Source organism: Aeromonas sp. SE22 (assembly GCF_038739755.1).
In the GTDB taxonomy this organism is placed as follows: domain Bacteria; phylum Pseudomonadota; class Gammaproteobacteria; order Enterobacterales; family Aeromonadaceae; genus Aeromonas; species Aeromonas jandaei.
Window position 1 is genome coordinate 492,043 of the sequence record NZ_JBCGFD010000002.1, and the last position, 17,420, is coordinate 509,462.

A 17,420-nucleotide genomic window follows, 5' to 3' on the forward strand; every position below is an offset into this window, starting at 1 on the left:
ATCGACTTTATAAACAAAAACTTAACTATCTCAGAGCAAATCCAGCGATAGTTGGTTAACTTCTCCCTCTTTCGGCAAACCCACCACCAACCCCAGCAGACGTACCGATCGCCCTTGCGCCCGCAGCAACCCCTCTTTTAATAAGGGTATGAACAACTCGGCCTGATATCCTCCCTGACTGCGATAAACAGTTGTCTGGTGAAAATCGGCAAATTTGAGCTTGATCCCCTGCCCCATAAGCTGTTCTGCCGGGTAAACCTGCTGGAAACGGCGCTCCAGCTCGGGCAACAGTCGATTTAGCACCTCCATACAGGCCAATTCATCACAGAGATCGCTTGCCAGTGTGGTTTCCACGCCCACCGTCTTGCGAACCCGCTGTGCCTGCACCGGCTCTTCATCCAGACCCCAGATGCGGCTCGTCAGCATCTCGCCCAGCTTGCCGAACCGGCTTTGCAACTCCTCAGGCGCCAGTGCCCGGGCATCCTCACAAGTGAACAGACCTTGCGCCTCCAGCCGTTCTGCCGTCTTGCGCCCGACGCCGGGCAACTTGCCAAGAGGAAGCAGGCAGGTAAACGCCTCCACCTCGTCAGGGCGGATAATGAACAGACCATCCGGTTTGCGCTGCTCCGAGGCGAGCTTGGCCAGAAACTTGTTTGGCGCGACCCCAGCCGACGCGGTCAGCCCCAGTTCGGTGACGATGGCATGCCGGATCTCCCGGGCCATCAGGGTAGCACTGCCGCCGCAGCAACGACTGTGAGTGACATCGAGATAAGCCTCATCCAGCGACAAGGGCTCCACCTGATCGGTATAGCGATGAAAAATGGCTCTTAACTGGCGGGAAATATCCTTGTAGAGCGCCATCCTTCCCGGCAACAGCACCAGCGGCGGACAGAGCTTTTTCGCCAGCGCAGTGGGCATGGCCGAGCGCACACCAAAGCGACGGGCAACATAATTGCAGGTCGAAATGACGCCACGCCGCTCGGACGCCCCCCCTATCGCCAGCGGTACTTCTCGCAATGCGGGGTTATCCCGCATCTCCACCGCGGCAAAAAAGCAGTCCATGTCGATATGGATGATTTTGCGCATACCACTGTATAAATAAACAGACATCACATCATATTACTGCAAGCCCGGGAGGAGCTCTATCTCAATCAATGGCTGCGTTCCTGTTAGACTCCAAAGAGACCTCATCAATCACTGCAACAAGGAGTGTTGGCAATGAAATACCTCTGGTTGGGACTCTGTCTGCTGCCACTCGCCGGGATCGGCAAAAACAATCCGCCCGCCGAGTGCCGTTGGCTCTACGATCGCATCGCGGCACTGGAACAAGCCATCAAGAAGGGGGACAAGCTGGGCACGCAGGAAGAGCTCTCCCGCTGGCGCACCGAGTTCAAAGAGAAACAGTGCAAAGAGTACGACTACTGACCCAGGGTATCGTTCGTGCATAGAAAAACGGGCCCCTGCCGATATGGCAGGGGCCCGTTGTCAGACAAGATGAGAGCGCAGCTAAAGGCTCATGAAGCAGATAACCCTTGGCTAAGGCAACACCATGGGCGCCGCTACCGCCGCAGCCAGCTCATCACTACGCAGCACCCGCACCAGTTCGAGGGCAAACTCGATGGCGCTGCCCGGCCCCTGACTGGTGATCAGGCGATGCGCCTCATCCCTCACGACCCGAGCCGTAGAGAGCTGCGTTGCCGGTAACCGAGCCTGAAAAGCGGGGTGACAGGTCACGCAAGCCTTATCCAGCAAGCCGTGGTGGTGCAGCACGACGGCAGGAGCCGCGCAGATGGCAGCTCGCCAGCGACCCGCGCTTGCCTGCGCTCTGAGCAGCTCGATAGCAAGCGGGGTATCGCGGATCACTTCGCTGCCAGGCAGGCCACCCGGCACCACGATAGCCTCGAAATCACGAGGAACCAGCTCATCAATGTGGCAGTCGGCCACCAGCAGCACCCCGCGCGATGCCTTGATCTGGCGCTTGCCAAACGGGCAACAGGAGGCCAGTACCACCTCCAGCTGGGCACGCACCAAGGTATCGACAATCGCCACCGTCTCGATCTCTTCCGATCCGGGCGCAACCAGAACCAGTACGCTCATCTTTGCCTCCTTGCTGTTGACCTCGTCAGAGTCAGGCTGTCTGACTCTTCTCTTTGACCGCCTGATAGAGTCCCTGATTGACCGGGACCGCGATGCCATGCTCGGCCGCTTTGGCCAGGAGGAATCCGGTGATCGCTTCAATCTCGGTCTCTCGCCCCAGCTCCATATCCTGACACATGGAGGAGTAGTTGTCGGCGGTCAGCTCGACCACTGTCATCACCCGGCGCAGCAACTCTTCAGCGGTCGTGGCAATGCCTTGCGCGCTCATCACATCGGCCACCTCGACGCACACCTGCTGCAGTGCATCAGCAAAACGGGGGCCAGCCAGCTCACCATTTTTCAGCTTGTGCAACGCAGTCAGCGGGTTGATGGCGCAGTTGATGGCCAGCTTTTGCCACTGACGCTGCAAAATCTGCTCATCCCAACCGGCCTGACCGAGCGCCAGTGCCAGTTCGTCAGCCAGAGCGGCATGTGTCCTGGCGGCCTCATTGACCGGCCCGAGCCAGGTTTCGCCCTTGCCGGTGTGGCGAAACACGAAGTGGCCCAGCTGCATGGCACCATGGCTGGTCACACCGGCAATAACCGGATTGTGGGGAAACATGGCAACAACCTGCTCGGCAATCCCCATGCCGTTGTGCAGCAGTATGATAGGCACTTCAGCAGCCAGCTTACCAACCAGCGGCGCCAGTGCGGCCACCACCTGACTGGCTTTGGTCATCACCAGCAGACGCTTGATCTTGCCCGGTTTGCTGGCGAAACCACGCTCGATATTGAGCAGCTGAACGTGCCCTTCCAGCGAGGTGAAATCAAACCCCGGATGCAGGGTGGATTGATGATGCTCGCGCAACAACACTCGGGTTGACTGACCGCTTTGGGTCAACAGGGAGGCAAAAACGCCGCCGAGAGCACCGCAACCCAATATGGACCATTGAGTGGTGGCAGGCTGTCGGGAATTCTTTAATCCGCTTGGCATGGTGTGACTCTGTCAGGGTAAGGGTTGCAATCCTCTCAACCTGTTACCGGGGATAAGTGAAGCTGTCGCTGGCGGACACTATCGGGTCCACCCATCCTGTGCGCACAGGATTCTAGCAGAGCAGCCCCATCAAAATCAGCAAATTTGCCTTATTTCTGGTAGATTTGGCCCCCGATAATGCAACATGAGGAGCCCGGCTATGCCGTCATTCGATATTGTCTCTGAAGTCAAAATGAACGAGGTGTTGAACGCCGTCGACAACGCCAATCGTGAACTGGCCACCCGTTTCGATTTTCGTGGGGTAGAAGCCAGCTTCGAGTTGAACAAGGAAGAGGTCAAGCTGGAGGCGGATGCCGATTTCCAGCTCAAGCAGATGGTTGAAATCCTGCGTGGCGCCCTGCTCAAGCGCAATATCGAAAACAGCTCGATGGACGTGGGCGATTCCGTTCACTCCGGTAAGCGTTTCCACCTGACCGTCAAGTTCAAGCAGGGGATCGACAAGGAAGTGGCCAAGAAGCTGGTCAAACTGATCAAAGATTCCAAGATCAAGGTGCAGGCTGCCATCCAGGGTGATGAAGTGCGTGTCACCGGCAAGAAGCGTGATGATCTGCAAGAGACCATGGCACTGGTTCGTGGCGCCGAGCTGGGCCAGCCGATGCAGTTCCAGAATTTCCGCGACTAAATAATGTTGTTGCGTGGCGCCGCTACCGAGCATGTCACGCAATAAGCGCGAAAATAAAAAACCGGAGCCAAGGCTCCGGTTTTTGTACCTCAAGTTTGATTAGAACTTGTAGGTAACAGAGAAATAGTGACCGAAACCGGTAGTATTCAGAACACCAAAGGCACCATTGTTCAGGCCATAAATTTCGTTGAAGTACTTCAGGCCGTAACCAACAGCGTAACGATCGGAGTGCCAGTAGATACCATGGAAGGTCCCCAAACCATTGGATGAGTAGAAATCATCACCATGGGTATCGCGGTCAAACAGATAATCCAGATAACCTTGGTAAGATACGAAGCTGCCGTTGGAGAAAGTATAGAAAGGCTTGAACCAGTTCATGGAGAACTGATAGCCATTCCAGTCACCCTCTTCAGCCGCGAAGCCACTTTCGGTTGCATGGCGAGCATACAGGTTCATGCCAACTTTACCGAACCAAGGCACCTGAACGTCAGCACCCAGACCGACCATGTTCTCCATCATGTTGGCATCGTTTTTGTGACCGGTTTCAACGTTGTTCAAGGTGGCAATATAGAGTTCTTGTACTGGGCCAAAGGAGAGGTCTTTACCAGTCAGGGCGTCCAGAGAGAGACGCGGAGCAAACTTCATGAAGATGTTGCTACCATTGTGCTTGTCGCTGTGGCTGCTTTGGAAAATATCGAACACATCGACATAACCATACAGGTCAAACAGACCAGAACGACCACCAAACTCCATTTCAAAGTAGGTATCGTTGTAATCACCATTAGACTTCAGAAACGGACGTTGGTCGATGGTATGCATTACGTTGAACTGCATCCATTTGTAATCGTTTTTATGGATGTCACCGCTATAGTCAGCAGCGAAGGCCGGAGTGGCAGCAGCAGCCATCAGGCCGGCAGCGATCAGAGTCTTGGTAAATTTGGCCATTTTATTGGTCTCTTGTGCGTTAGTTGAGGTTTTCCGTAGCCTGCCCACAAGGAGCGAGAGGAATTCTAATCAAATAAAATAGGGGGAGAAACAACTTCTCGGGAACTTTATCCGGAAGTGTGAATCTAATCACCCCCGATTCTACGCAAACGCTTGCTATTTGTCAGCCGCTGAGAGCAACGCACTCCCCTTTCTGGCTACCAGCACAATCAACAACAACACAGGCAAGCCCAATAAACTGGTTCCGACAAAGAAGGCACTGTAGCCAATCTGCTCCACGATTTGGCCAGAAAAACCGGCCAGCAGTTTGGGCAACAGCAACATCACCGAGCTGAACAGGGCGTACTGGGTCGCCGAAAAGGCGACATTGGTAAGGCTCGAGAGATAGGTGACAAACGCAGCAGTCGCGATACCGGCGCTGAGGTTGTCGAGGGAAATGATCAGCGTCAGCAGCTCCAGATTGTGACCCACCTGATGGAGCAGAGCGAACAGCAGGTTGGTACTGGCTGTGAGCAGCGCGCCAAGAAACAAAATGCGCAAGGTGCCAAACCGCATCACCAGCACGCCACCCACAGCGGCCCCCGCCAGCGTCATGATCACCCCGAACACCTTGGTGATGGTGGCCACCTCGGTCTTGCTGAACTGCATGTCTACATAGAAGCTATTGGACATCACCCCCATCACCACATCGGCAACCCGATAACAAGCGATAAGCGCCAGGATCAGCATTGCCGAGTGACCGTAGCGACGGAAGAAGTCGGCAAAGGGGCTCCAGACCGCCTCATAACCCCAGGCCCCCACACTGGCCAGCGGTGCAGGCCAGCCACGGGCCAGCAACAGAGCCTTGCGTTCCCCCTGCTGCTGGCTCTGTCCTGCCAGATCGATTTCCGGTTCGTGACACAAGAGGGTTGTAATCACCCCAAGGGACATCAGCGCAGCCATCAGCAGATAGGTCACCTGCCAGCCGTGATAGTCATACCCGCTGTTGCTGCCAAACCAGGCCGCCAGCGCCAGTGCGCCGGCACCGGCGATGATCATCGCCAACCGATAACCGGTCATGTAGGAGGCCGCCATCGCAGCCTGCAGCCGCTCCGGTGCCGACTCGATGCGATAGGCGTCGATCACAATATCCTGCGTCGCCGAAGCAAACGCCACCAGCAGGGCGAACAGCGCCAGCTGGGTCAAACCACTCTTGGGATCACAAAACGCCATACCGACCAGCGCCCCGGCGATCAGCAGCTGGGAGAAGAGCATCCAGCTGCGGCGACGCCCCAGCAGGGTAGAGAGCAGTGGCAGCGGCATGCGATCCACCAGTGGCGACCACAGCCACTTGAAGCCATAGGCCAGTGCCACCCAGCTCATGTAGCCGATATCGGTCAGGCTGACATCCGCTTCCCGCAGCCAGTAAGAGAGGGTGCCAAAGACCAGCAACAGGGGCAGACCCGATGAGAAGCCCATGGCAAAAAGGATCAGCACTCTGGGTTCGAGATAAACGGCGAGGGATTCTCGCCAGCTCGGCTTGCGGATCATGTTGAACTACCTGACGAATCTGGGAAAAGTGCGCCATTTTGGCAGGTTGAAGCGCGATAGCCAAGGCAGGGAGATAGATGAACAAAAGGCTCACCCCGAACGGGATGAGCCTTCAAAACAGTTACCGGACCAGCCAAAGAGAGCGCGGCAGGGAAAACTGGCACCTACTTCTTGGCTTTCTTCTCTACCGGGGGTTCAGCCAGCAACACCACCTTCTTCAGGATGATGGGACTGGTCGGCACATCATTGGCACGCAGAATGGGGCTGTAGCCAGTCTGTACCTGCGCCAGCTTGTCGAGCACTTCCATCCCCTGCACGACCTGACCAAATACCGTGTAACCGGCACCGCCATCGGCGTTGAGGTTGTTGTTGTCGACCAGATTGAAATAGAACTGACGCGTGGCGCTATCGACCGCCTGGGTACGGGCCATGGCGATGGTGCCGCGCTTGTTGGGCAGGCCGCCACGGGATTCGTTGACTACCGGTTCATAGGTCGGCAGCTGCTGGAACTGCTGGTTGTACCCGCCGCCCTGCACCACGAAATCCTGGATCACCCGGTGGAAGATGCTGCCATCGTAGCTGCCATCCGCCACGTAGCGCAGGAAGTTCTTCACCGTCTGCGGTGCCTGTTTGGATGCCAGCTCCACCACGATATTGCCGTGGTTGGTTTCCAGCTTCACTTTCGGACCAGCGAACGCCAGCGGGGCGATCAACATGGCCAGCAACCAGAGTTTTTTCATCTTTACACCCCTGTGGTCGCAGGCTGACCTTTCAGATAACCACGCAGCGCCTCGTCGGCCATGATCTGCTGCAGTGCGCTACCCAGTTGCAGGTTGAGGGTGGATTCCAGATCCGCCATGCCCGGCTCGCTCGGGCTCTCCTTGCTGGAGGACATGTTGAACTGCTTGGTCAGACGGTTGCCCTGAAAATCAGCGATCACCTGCAGGCTGACACGGGACTTGGTGACATAGGTAAAGGTCTTCTCTTCCACATTGACCGCGGCGTTGGAGATGACCAGGGTCAGGTTGGTGGTACCGCTGTTGCCCACTTCCAGTCCCTGACTGCGCAGCCCTTCCGCCAGCCGCTCGGCCATCAGCAGGTTGAGCGGACGTTCGCTGTTGACCAGCACCGGCGCTTTCTCCTTGTACTTGATGGAGAAGACATAGGCGGCTTCACGCTTGTCCACCCCTTCCATGGTGATGCGGTTACCGGAGTAGACTTGCTGGTTGGCGGGGATCACCTGCGGGTTGAGCATCGCCGTCTCCGGCCAGTGAGTGGCACACCCGCCCAGCATCAGGGCGGCCAGCAGCAAGAGTGACTTTTTCATCATGGGTTTCCTTTAGCGTTTGATGGCTTTCAAAATAACGAATTTGCTGTTCGACGCAACGACTTGTGCGTTGGCAAACAGACGCTTGAGCTTGTTGTGATAGTCCAGATGACGGTTGCCTACTATCCAGAGTTCGCCCCCCCGAGGCAACACCCGGTGCGCATCGCAGAACATCTGCCAGGCGATATGATCGGTGATTGCCTGCAACTGATGGAAGGGAGGATTGCAGAGGATCCGATCCGCCGAACCAGCCGCGACACCGTCGAGACAGTTGTTGACCATAAAGCGGGCGCGCGGCAGCGCATCGGCCAGATTCTGTTCCACATTGAGCCGAGCCGAGGCAACCGCCATGTAGGACTCATCGATAAAGGTCACCTCCACCTCGGGATCCCGCGCCAGCAGCGAGAGTCCCAGCACGCCGTTGCCACAACCGAGATCGATCACCTGACGTGCGCTGTGGATGGGCAAGTTGTCCAGCATAAAGCGGGCACCGATATCGAGACTGGTGCGCGAAAAGACATTCGCGTGGTTGTGGATGAGCATGTCGGTGCCCTCCAGCGGCCAAACGGTCGGAAAGGGGTTGGCCAGCGCCGGCAGGTCAGCCTGCGGCTCGCAGTGGATGAGACGCGCTTTTTTCCAGGCCAACGAGGTACGAGTCGGCCCCAGATACTTTTCGAACAGCTTGAGGGTCGAGGTATGAATATCCTTCGCCTTGCCGGCTGCGATGACGCGGGTCGCCGGTGTCACTACCTCCCGCAGCGCCAGCAGTTGCTGCTCCAGCAGCGCCTGATATTTGGAGACCTTGATTACCACCAGCGCGGGGGCAACCGGTAGCGGCGCCAGCGCATCCTGCTGGGTGATCCCGCCAACATCCAGTCCGTTCTCGGCCAGATTGGCCAGGATCCCGCGCTCGCTGATGTAGGAGTCGGTCACGCAGCAGGGAGCATGGTCATGCAGAAAAGCTGTCAGTGCTCCGAAGCTGTCATTCATGATGATGACGGGGCCAGCCTGCTCGAGGGGAGACTCCGCCAGGGTATTGATCAGATACTCGTCTGCCGCATCCCATGCTTGCAGGGTCTCCTGGCTCAGGCGCGGATAACGATAGAGCGTGAGCTGGCAATGGGGCGTCTCGAGAAGGGTTTGCATAGGATGAGTCCAACCTCGGCTTGATTCGGATAACAGGCGCCAGGGACGACGCAAAGTGGCGCTATTCTAGCGAGGAGCAGGAATTTCACCAGTTGCAAGCGCGTCAGAGCGCGCTGCTGATGGATGATTTCCCTCGCAAGGGGGGTTATTCAGCCCCGCAACTGCCGATAGAATGGCCCGACATTCACGTTTCGGAAACAACACAGATGACCATGCAACAACTGATCGAAGCCAAGCTGACCGCAGCCCTCTCCCCCAGCCTGCTGGAAGTGATCAACGAAAGCCATATGCATCGGGTTGAACCGGGCTCGGAGAGCCACTTCAAGGTCATCATCGTCAGTGAGCAGTTTGCCGGAGAGCGCCTGCTTGCCCGCCATCGCCAGGTCAACGCTATTCTGGCCGACGAGCTGGCAGGGCCGGTTCATGCGCTGGCGCTGCACACCTACACCGGCAGCGAGTGGCAGGAGAAAGGCAATGCCCCGCGTACCCCGAGCTGTGTGGGCAAACCGTCGCTCTCCTGACGGAATTGACCTCCCGATAACCTGAACATCGGCAAATAGCCATAAATTAAACAAATCCTGTGCATTTCCAGCCTTTTTGACGGGTTGGAAATGCAATTTTCCAAGACGATGTTCAAGGCTGCTCCATCCAGGTCTCCCCCTCCAATTTCCTCGACAAAGCGCAAATAAAAAACCTTTAAAACCACGAGTTACAAGGGGTTTGGCGATTATTCATTGCAGGTTAATTTTGTGATGCCACGGGGATTTTGCCCATTTGGCATGGAAAAAAATGCACCTTGAGTGGTAAACTCAGGCGCTTTTGAATGACCTCGCATGTTTAATAATCGTTGTGTCAGCCCGCCTGGCACGGCTGCAATGCCGATTCATTCAACCACCCGTCGTGATGTATTTCTCGGCGCTAACCAACCTCTCTTCCCGTAACGGTAGTGCAATTAAGTATGATTACAATCAAAAGAGGACTGGACATCCCCGTGCTGGGTGCGCCAGAGCAAGTAATCTACGATGGCCCCGCCATCACCCGTGTTGCTACACTGGGCGAGGAGTTCGTGGGGATGCGACCTACTATGTTCGTCAAAGTAGGTGATCGCGTCATCAAAGGTCAGGAGCTCTTCGAAGACAAGAAGAATCCGGGCGTTAAATTCACAGCTCCCGCCACCGGTGTGGTCTCAGAGATCAACCGTGGTGCCAAACGTGTTCTCCAGTCCGTGGTCATCGACCTGGACGGCTCCGATGAACAGGTTACCTTCGAGCACTTTGCCTCTGCCGAGCTGGCCAAGCTTGAGCGCAGCAAAGTACAGGAGATCCTGCTTGCATCCGGCCAGTGGACCGCGCTGCGCACTCGTCCCTTCAGCAAAGTTCCCGCGGTAGGCACAGCCCCGCGCGCCATCTTTGTGACCGCCATGGACACCAACCCGCTGGCCGCCAACGCAGAGCTGATCATTAAGGAGCAGTCTCAGGCGTTCCTCGACGGTCTGGCCGTGCTGACTCGTCTGACCGACGGCACCGTCTATGTCTGCAAGGGCGAAGGCAGCCTGCCTCACTCTCCTCTGGCCAAGGTCAAGGAAGAGATCTTTGTTGGCCCGCATCCTGCCGGTCTGCCAGGTACCCACATCCACTTCCTGGATCCGGTCAGCAGCACCAAGGTGCAGTGGCACATCAACTATCAGGACGTGATCGCATTCGGCAAGCTGTTCACCACCGGCCAGATCTTCACTGACAAGGTGATCGCTCTGGCAGGCCCGAACGTGCTCAAGCCGCGTCTGTTGCGTACCCGCATGGGTGCCTGCATCAGCCAGCTCACCAACAACGAGCTGCGCGCTGACGAAAACCGCGTCATCTCCGGTTCTCTGCTGAGCGGTGCCAAGGCTGACGGTGTTCACGACTATCTGGGTCGCTACCACAATCAGGTTTGCGTACTGGGCGAAGGTCGCGAGAAAGAGTTCCTGGGCTGGATCAACCCCAGCGCCAACAAGTTCTCCATCACCCGCACCACCCTTTCTCATCTGATGAAGGGCAAGCTGATCAACTTCACCACCACTACCAACGGTAGTGACCGTGCCATGGTGCCTATCGGCAACTATGAGCGGGTGATGCCACTCGACATCCTGCCGACCCTGCTGCTGCGGGACATGATCTCCGGTGATACCGACGGTGCTCAGGCACTGGGTTGTCTGGAGCTGGATGAGGAAGATTTGGCCCTCTGTACTTTCGTCTGCCCCGGCAAGACCGAGTACGGCCCCATCTTGCGTGAGTGCCTGACCAAGATTGAACTGGAAGGTTAAGCGATGAGTTTCAAGCAACTTCTTGAAAAAATGGAACACCACTTCGAACCGGGTGGAAAGTACGAGAAGTACTACGCCCTGTTCGAAGCAGCGTACACCCTGTTCTATACCCCGGGTTCCGTAACCCGCAACGCCTCCCACGTTCGTGATGCGCTCGATCTGAAGCGCATGATGATCATGGTGTGGCTGGCCGTGTTCCCGGCCATGTTCTGGGGCATGTACAACGTTGGTAACCAGGCCATTGCCGCGATCGCTCACATGGGCTCGGCAGCCGGTGCCAGCAGCTGGCAATATGCGCTGGCAACCATGCTGGGTGCCTCCCTCGATCCCGCTGTTGCCGGTATTGGCAGCAAGATGATGATCGGCGCCGCCCACTTCTTCCCCATCTACCTGACCGCCTTCCTGGTCGGTGGCTTCTGGGAAGTGCTGTTCGCCATGGTACGCAAGCACGAGATCAACGAAGGCTTCTTCGTGACCTCCATCCTGTTTGCCCTGATCGTGCCGCCCGAGCTGCCCCTGTGGCAAGCTGCTCTGGGTATCACCTTCGGTGTGGTGATGGCCAAGGAAGTGTTCGGTGGTACCGGCAAAAACTTCCTGAACCCGGCGCTGGCCGGTCGTGCCTTCCTGTTCTTCGCCTACCCGGGCCAGATCTCCGGTGACGCCGTATGGGTTGCTGTTGACGGCTACTCCGGCGCAACCGCGCTGAGCCAGTGGGCACAGGGCGGCCAGATGGCACTGATCAACGGTGCAACCGGTCAGGCTATCAGCTGGATGGACGCTTTCCTGGGGAACCTGCCGGGTTCCATCGGTGAAGTCTCTACCCTGATGATCCTGCTGGGCGCAGCCATGATCGTCTACATGCGCATCGCCTCCTGGCGCATCATCGCCGGCGTGATGATCGGTATGATCGCCACCTCCCTGCTGTTCAACGTCATCGGTTCCGATACCAACCCCATGTTCAACATGCCGTGGCACTGGCATCTGGTGCTGGGTGGCTTTGCCTTCGGTATGGCCTTCATGGCAACCGACCCCGTCTCCGCCGCCTTTACCAACAAGGGCAAGTGGTGGTACGGCGCCCTGATCGGCGTGATGGTCGTGCTGGTTCGCGTAGTCAACCCGGCGTTCCCGGAAGGCATGATGCTGGCCATTCTGTTTGCAAACCTGTTTGCTCCCCTGTTTGACCACTTCGTCGCTCAGGCAAACATCAAGCGGAGGATTGCTCGTGGCGTTTAATAAAGACTCAACCTTCGGCACCATCAGCGTGGTAACCGGCCTCTGCCTGGCCTGTTCCATCGTGGTATCCGTTGCTGCCGTTGGCCTGCGTTCTACCCAAGAGGAGAACAAGGCGCTGGACAAGCAGAGCAACATTCTCTCCGTAGCCGGCGTCGATATCAGCGATGTGGCCAAGCGCGATCTGGCCAAGCTGTATGGCGACAAGATCGAAGCCCGTCTGGTGGATCTCACCACCGGTAACTTTGTTGACGGCGATGCCGACAACTTCGATACCAAGCAGGCTGCCAAAGATCCGGCGCAAAACATCCGTCTGGCTGCTGCCGACGACAAGGCTGGTCTGCGTCAGATCTCCAAGCTGGTTCCGGTGTTCTTCGCCAAGGATGCCGAAGGCAAGATCGACAACATCATCCTGCCCATTTACGGTCAGGGTCTGTGGTCGACCATGTATGCCTTCGTCGCGGTTGCCGCTGATGGCCAGACCATCAAGGGCATCACCTACTACGACCACGGTGAAACCCCGGGTCTGGGCGGTGAAATCGAGAATCCGGCCTGGCGCGAGCTGTTTGTTGGCAAGAAGCTGTTCGATCAGGATGGCATGCCGGCGCTGCGCGTCATCAAGGGTCACGCTCCGGCGGGCTCCGAGCACGAGATCGACGGTCTCTCCGGTGCCACTCTGACCGGTAACGGCGTACAGCATACCTTCGACTTCTGGATGGGTCCCAAGGGCTTCGGTCCTTTCCTGGCCAAGGTTCGTGCAGGAGAAATCAACAATGGCTGACAAGAGCGAAATGAAAAAGTTGCTGTTGACCCCTGTGCTGGGCAACAACCCCATCGCCTTGCAGGTGCTGGGTGTCTGTTCTGCACTCGCGGTTACCAGCCAGATGAAGACAGCGTTTGTAATGACCCTCGCGGTTATGGCGGTCACCGCCTTCTCAAACCTGTTCATCTCTTTGATCCGCAACCAGATCCCGAACAGCGTGCGGATCATTGCCCAGATGGCCATCATCGCTTCGCTGGTTATCGTGGTTGACCAGGTGCTCAAGGCCTATGCCTATGACATCTCCAAGCAGCTGTCGGTCTTCGTCGGCCTCATCATCACCAACTGTATCGTGATGGGTCGTGCCGAAGCCTACGCCATGAAGAGCGCGCCGCTCCCCTCCTTCCTGGATGGTATCGGCAACGGTCTGGGCTATGGCGCCATTCTGCTGAGCGTCGCTACCGTGCGTGAACTGCTGGGCTCCGGCACCTGGTTCGGCATCGAGCTGCTGCCGCTGGTGAACAACGGTGGCTGGTATGTACCCAACGGTCTGCTGCTGCTGCCGCCGAGTGCATTCTTCATCATTGGTCTGATCATCTGGGGCGTTCGCACCAAGGATCCCAAGCAGGTGGAGGCGAAGGATTAAGGTATGGAACACTATCTGAGTCTGTTGATTAAATCGATCTTCATCGAAAACCTGGCACTCTCCTTCTTCCTGGGGATGTGTACCTTCCTGGCGGTGTCCAAGAAGGTCAAGACCTCCATGGGTCTTGGTATTGCCGTTATCGTGGTGCAAACCATCGCCGTACCGGTCAACAACCTGATCTACAACTATGTGCTGAAAGCGGGTGCCCTCTCCCCTGACCTGGATCTGAGCTTCCTGAGCTTCATCACCTTCATCGGGGTGATCGCAGCGCTGGTGCAGATCCTGGAGATGGCGCTGGACAAGTACTTCCCGGCTCTCTACAACGCCCTGGGTATCTTCCTGCCGCTCATCACCGTGAACTGCGCCATCTTCGGTGGCGTCTCCTTCATGGTGCAGCGTGACTACAACTTCATGGAGTCTGTGGTCTACGGCGTGGGTTCAGGTGCAGGCTGGATGCTGGCGATCGTTGCGCTGGCAGGTATCCGCGAGAAGATGAAGTACTCCGATGTTCCGGAAGGCCTGCGTGGTCTGGGCATCACCTTCATCACTGCCGGCCTGATGGCGCTGGGCTTTATGTCCTTCTCTGGTATCTCCCTGTAATCGGCTTTCCTGCAATCAGAAAGGAACGATAGATGGAAATTATTTTGGGTGTGGTCATGTTTACCGTGATCCTGCTGGCACTGGTGGCAGTCATTCTGTTCGCCAAGTCCAAGCTGGTGACCGCGGGCGACGTGACAATCAGCATCAACGGTGACCCGGCCAAGGCTGTGACCAGCCCGGCCGGTGGCAAGCTGCTCGGCGTTCTGGCCGGCAACGGTATCTTCGTCTCCTCCGCCTGTGGCGGCGGTGGCTCCTGCGGTCAGTGCAAGGTGCGGGTGAAGTCTGGCGGCGGCGACATCCTGCCGACCGAACTGGATCACATCAGCAAGGGCGAAGCCCGTCACGGCGAGCGTCTGGCCTGTCAGGTCACCGTTCGTGGCGACATGGACATCGAACTGCCGGAAGAGATCTTCGGGGTGAAGAAGTGGGAATGTACTGTTATCTCCAACGATAACAAGGCCACCTTCATCAAGGAGCTCAAGCTGCAGATCCCCGATGGCGAGAGCGTACCGTTCCGCGCCGGTGGTTATATCCAGATCGAAGCGCCGGCTCACCACGTCTACTACAAGAACTTCGATATTCCCGAGGAGTATCGCGGTGACTGGGATCGCTTCAAGATTTTTGAGCTGGAGTCCAAGGTCGATGAGCCGATCATCCGTGCCTACTCCATGGCCAACTATCCGGAAGAGTTCGGCATCATCATGCTGAACGTACGTATCGCTACGCCGCCGCCCAGCAACTGGACTGCCCCTCCGGGACAGATGTCCTCCTACATCTTCAACCTGAAAGCGGGTGACAAGGTGACCATCTCCGGTCCGTTCGGCGAGTTCTTCGCCAAGGACACCGATGCCGAAATGGTATTCATCGGTGGTGGTGCGGGTATGGCGCCGATGCGCTCCCATATCTTCGACCAGCTGCGTCGCCTGAAGTCCAAGCGCAAGATGAGCTTCTGGTACGGTGCCCGTTCCAAGCGCGAAATGTTCTATGTCGAAGACTTCGACATGCTGGCCGCCGAGAACGAGAACTTCACCTGGAACGTCGCCCTGTCCGATCCGCAACCGGAAGACAACTGGGACGGCTACACCGGCTTCATCCACAACGTGCTCTACGAGAACTATCTCAAAAACCACGAAGCGCCGGAAGATTGCGAGTTCTACATGTGTGGTCCTCCCGTGATGAACGCAGCCGTCATCAACATGCTCAAAGATCTGGGCGTTGAAGACGAAAATATCCTGTTGGATGACTTTGGTGGTTAATCCATGCACAGTGTTGTAAAGACCTGGCTAGCCCTCGGGCTAGCCTTTTTCTTGACTGGGTGCGGTCAGGAAACGGTCCAATCCAAACCGGAGATCCACATCACCGGTAGCACCATGGGCACTTACTACTCCATCAAGGTGGCGGACAGCGTCATCACCGATCCGGCCAAGCTTCAAGCCGAGGTCGATGTCTTGCTGGAGCGGGTCAACGATCAGATGTCCACCTATCGTCCCGACTCCGAGCTGTCACGCTTCAACCAGCATCGCGGCTCCACGCCGGTGGTGGTCTCGCGGGATACCGCCCGGGTAGTCACAGAGGCCATTCACATTGGCCGTGAGAGCCAGGGGGCGCTGGACGTCACCGTCGGCCCCTTGGTCAATCTGTGGGGCTTTGGCCCGGACAAGCGACCTACCAAGGTACCGTCCGACGAGCTGATCACCCAGACCCGTCAGAAGACCGGTCTTGGCAACCTGCACGTCATCACCTCGGTGGATGCCGATACCCTGCAAAAGGATATTCCCGACCTCTACGTCGACCTCTCCGCCATCGCCAAGGGCTTTGGTGTCGACAAGGTGGCCGAGTATCTGGAATCCCTGGGGGCGCGCAACTATCTGGTGGAGATTGGCGGCGAGCTGCGGATCAATGGCGTCAACGGCAAGGGTCACCCCTGGCGCGTCGCCATCGAGAAGCCGACTGCCAATGCCGGCTCGGTGCAGGAGGTTATTGTCCCGGGTGACAATGGCGTTGCCACCTCCGGCGATTACCGCAATTACTATGAGCTGGATGGCCAGCGCTTCTCCCACACCATAGACCCGCGCACCGGCAAACCGATCCAGCATCGTCTGGTGTCGGTGACCGTGATCCACCCCTCCTGCATGACCGCAGACGGGCTGGCGACCGTGTTCATGGTGATGGGTACCGAGAAGAGCCTGGCCTATGCCAACGAGCGGGGTTTGGCGATCTTTGTCATCACCAAGACCGACAAGGGCTATGAAGAGGCCTACTCCGAGGCCTTCAAGCCTTATCTGGTCAAGAAGTAAGAGGTAGAGATGCAGATTTTTCTGATCACCTTCGGGGTATTCATGCTGGTGATTGTGGCCATGGCCATTGGCTACATCTTCCAGAAGAAGACCATCTCGGGCTCCTGTGGCGGCTTGGGTGGCGTCGGCATCGAGAAGGAGTGCGACTGCCCCGAACCTTGCGACAATCGCAAGAAGAAGATGGCCAAGGAAGAGGCCCGTCGCAAGATGCTGGAGGAGAACCGGATCATCTGATCTGTCTGCCTTGCGATAGACAAAAGCGCGCCATCGGCGCGCTTTTTTTATTGGCTTTCACACAGAGCACACCGGTCAGGATGTTCGCTCGATATAGAGGATCACCTCGCCCAGATGGATGCCGAACTTGCTGATGGCAGCGCGATTGATCAGGCGCTCCTCATCCAGCAGATACATCCAGTCATCGAAGCTTACCCGCACCACCTCACCGTCCGGCAGCGCCAGATCGAGTTGATAGCGCCAGTTGAGGGCAAACCCTTCGCTTTTACCTACCGCCTCTCCCACCACATCCGATGCTGTCCCACGCCAGTGGCCATCTGCCCCCTTGCTGAGATACCAGGTGCGAGTCTGCTGGCGACCATCGTCAAAATAGAACTGCTCGAACAGCTCGCCCTTGCCGTTCTGCCAGCGCCCGGTCATCTCGACCCGAAAGCGGCTGGTCACTTCGCCGCTGCGATCGGTCACCAGACCATGGGCCACCAGCTTGCCATTGAAGAAACGGGCGAGATCCCACTGCGGACTCTGGCCCCGATAACTGTCGAGACTGGCGCCACAACCACTGAGCTGCAGGGCGAGGCACAATACAAATAGACGCCGCCCGGGTAGCAGGGAGCGTAGCAACGACGGGATACACAGCATGGCAGACTCCAC

At 57.3% G+C, this 17,420-nt stretch carries 20 protein-coding genes; 11 read left to right on the plus strand and 9 right to left on the minus strand.

From position 1 onward, the window contains the following. Positions 1-30 precede the first annotated feature (30 nt). On the minus strand, positions 31-1,086 hold the full coding sequence (dinB, locus tag AAHA39_RS06090; RefSeq protein WP_320656695.1) for a DNA polymerase IV: 1,056 nt from the start codon (positions 1,084-1,086) through the stop codon (positions 31-33). 132 nt (positions 1,087-1,218) lie between these two features. Here dinB and AAHA39_RS06095 point away from each other — a divergent pair, with 132 nt between their 5' ends. Next, positions 1,219-1,425, plus strand: coding sequence for a hypothetical protein (locus AAHA39_RS06095; protein ID WP_320656694.1), 207 nt, complete (start codon positions 1,219-1,221; stop codon positions 1,423-1,425). Positions 1,426-1,536: 111 nt separating this feature from the next. On the opposite strand, the gene AAHA39_RS06100 is transcribed toward AAHA39_RS06095, so the two are convergent. Both AAHA39_RS06100 and AAHA39_RS06105 read right to left on the minus strand, forming a co-directional pair. After that, positions 1,537-2,097, minus strand: coding sequence for a DJ-1 family glyoxalase III (locus tag AAHA39_RS06100; protein WP_320656693.1), 561 nt, complete (start codon positions 2,095-2,097; stop codon positions 1,537-1,539). Between the two features lie 31 nt (positions 2,098-2,128). Continuing rightward, on the minus strand, positions 2,129-3,070 hold the full coding sequence (locus tag AAHA39_RS06105) for a ketopantoate reductase family protein (protein ID WP_320656692.1): 942 nt from the start codon (positions 3,068-3,070) through the stop codon (positions 2,129-2,131). Positions 3,071-3,269: 199 nt separating this feature from the next. Between AAHA39_RS06105 and AAHA39_RS06110 the strand changes: the two genes are divergently transcribed. Continuing rightward, positions 3,270-3,752, plus strand: a complete 483-nt coding sequence (locus AAHA39_RS06110; RefSeq protein ID WP_005303589.1) for a YajQ family cyclic di-GMP-binding protein — start codon at positions 3,270-3,272, stop codon at positions 3,750-3,752. A 99-nt stretch (positions 3,753-3,851) separates the two neighbouring features. On the opposite strand, the gene AAHA39_RS06115 is transcribed toward AAHA39_RS06110, so the two are convergent. From AAHA39_RS06115 to AAHA39_RS06135, 5 genes are all read right to left on the minus strand, one after another. Beyond that, on the minus strand, positions 3,852-4,697 hold the full coding sequence (locus AAHA39_RS06115; protein WP_320656691.1) for a nucleoside-specific channel-forming Tsx family protein: 846 nt from the start codon (positions 4,695-4,697) through the stop codon (positions 3,852-3,854). 156 nt (positions 4,698-4,853) lie between these two features. Beyond that, a complete protein-coding gene (locus tag AAHA39_RS06120) occupies positions 4,854-6,227 on the minus strand; it encodes an AmpG family muropeptide MFS transporter (RefSeq protein WP_320656690.1) in 1,374 nt (457 codons plus the stop codon). A gap of 164 nt (positions 6,228-6,391) precedes the next feature. Further along, positions 6,392-6,967: a peptidylprolyl isomerase gene (locus AAHA39_RS06125; RefSeq protein WP_033114219.1), complete on the minus strand. Its 576-nt coding sequence runs from the start codon at positions 6,965-6,967 to the stop codon at positions 6,392-6,394. Positions 6,968-6,969: 2 nt separating this feature from the next. After that, entirely contained in the window at positions 6,970-7,554 is a 585-nt protein-coding gene (locus tag AAHA39_RS06130; RefSeq protein WP_033114218.1) for a YajG family lipoprotein, read from the minus strand. A 12-nt stretch (positions 7,555-7,566) separates the two neighbouring features. Next, positions 7,567-8,700 carry a methyltransferase gene (locus tag AAHA39_RS06135; protein WP_320656689.1) on the minus strand — a complete coding sequence of 378 codons (1,134 nt, stop codon included), beginning with the start codon at positions 8,698-8,700 and terminating at the stop codon, positions 7,567-7,569. A 206-nt stretch (positions 8,701-8,906) separates the two neighbouring features. Between AAHA39_RS06135 and AAHA39_RS06140 the strand changes: the two genes are divergently transcribed. The 9 genes from AAHA39_RS06140 (at position 8,907) to nqrM (ending at position 16,769) form a co-directional block, all read left to right on the plus strand. Next, a complete protein-coding gene (locus AAHA39_RS06140; RefSeq protein WP_042032116.1) occupies positions 8,907-9,221 on the plus strand; it encodes a BolA family protein in 315 nt (104 codons plus the stop codon). A gap of 437 nt (positions 9,222-9,658) precedes the next feature. After that, entirely contained in the window at positions 9,659-11,002 is a 1,344-nt protein-coding gene (locus AAHA39_RS06145; protein ID WP_041208046.1) for a Na(+)-translocating NADH-quinone reductase subunit A, read from the plus strand. A gap of 3 nt (positions 11,003-11,005) precedes the next feature. Then, entirely contained in the window at positions 11,006-12,235 is a 1,230-nt protein-coding gene (locus AAHA39_RS06150) for an NADH:ubiquinone reductase (Na(+)-transporting) subunit B (RefSeq protein WP_041208045.1), read from the plus strand. After that, positions 12,225-13,013 carry a Na(+)-translocating NADH-quinone reductase subunit C gene (locus AAHA39_RS06155; RefSeq protein ID WP_320656688.1) on the plus strand — a complete coding sequence of 263 codons (789 nt, stop codon included), beginning with the start codon at positions 12,225-12,227 and terminating at the stop codon, positions 13,011-13,013. Before AAHA39_RS06150 ends, AAHA39_RS06155 begins: the two co-directional genes overlap by 11 nt. Beyond that, the gene (locus AAHA39_RS06160) at positions 13,006-13,638 is read left to right on the plus strand and encodes an NADH:ubiquinone reductase (Na(+)-transporting) subunit D (protein ID WP_033114212.1); all 633 of its coding nucleotides are present in this window, start codon (positions 13,006-13,008) and stop codon (positions 13,636-13,638) included. The genes AAHA39_RS06155 and AAHA39_RS06160 overlap by 8 nt, the downstream gene beginning before the upstream one ends. 3 nt (positions 13,639-13,641) lie before the next feature. Next, positions 13,642-14,238, plus strand: coding sequence for an NADH:ubiquinone reductase (Na(+)-transporting) subunit E (gene nqrE, locus AAHA39_RS06165; protein WP_041208043.1), 597 nt, complete (start codon positions 13,642-13,644; stop codon positions 14,236-14,238). A 32-nt stretch (positions 14,239-14,270) separates the two neighbouring features. Further along, entirely contained in the window at positions 14,271-15,494 is a 1,224-nt protein-coding gene (nqrF, locus tag AAHA39_RS06170; RefSeq protein WP_033114210.1) for an NADH:ubiquinone reductase (Na(+)-transporting) subunit F, read from the plus strand. A 3-nt stretch (positions 15,495-15,497) separates the two neighbouring features. After that, complete coding sequence (locus AAHA39_RS06175) at positions 15,498-16,535, plus strand: FAD:protein FMN transferase (RefSeq protein ID WP_203977306.1); 1,038 nt, start codon at positions 15,498-15,500, stop codon at positions 16,533-16,535. A gap of 9 nt (positions 16,536-16,544) precedes the next feature. Further along, entirely contained in the window at positions 16,545-16,769 is a 225-nt protein-coding gene (gene nqrM, locus AAHA39_RS06180) for a (Na+)-NQR maturation NqrM (RefSeq protein WP_041208041.1), read from the plus strand. Between the two features lie 75 nt (positions 16,770-16,844). On the opposite strand, the gene AAHA39_RS06185 is transcribed toward nqrM, so the two are convergent. Further along, complete coding sequence (locus AAHA39_RS06185) at positions 16,845-17,408, minus strand: DUF3833 domain-containing protein (protein ID WP_320656687.1); 564 nt, start codon at positions 17,406-17,408, stop codon at positions 16,845-16,847. Positions 17,409-17,420 lie beyond the last annotated feature (12 nt).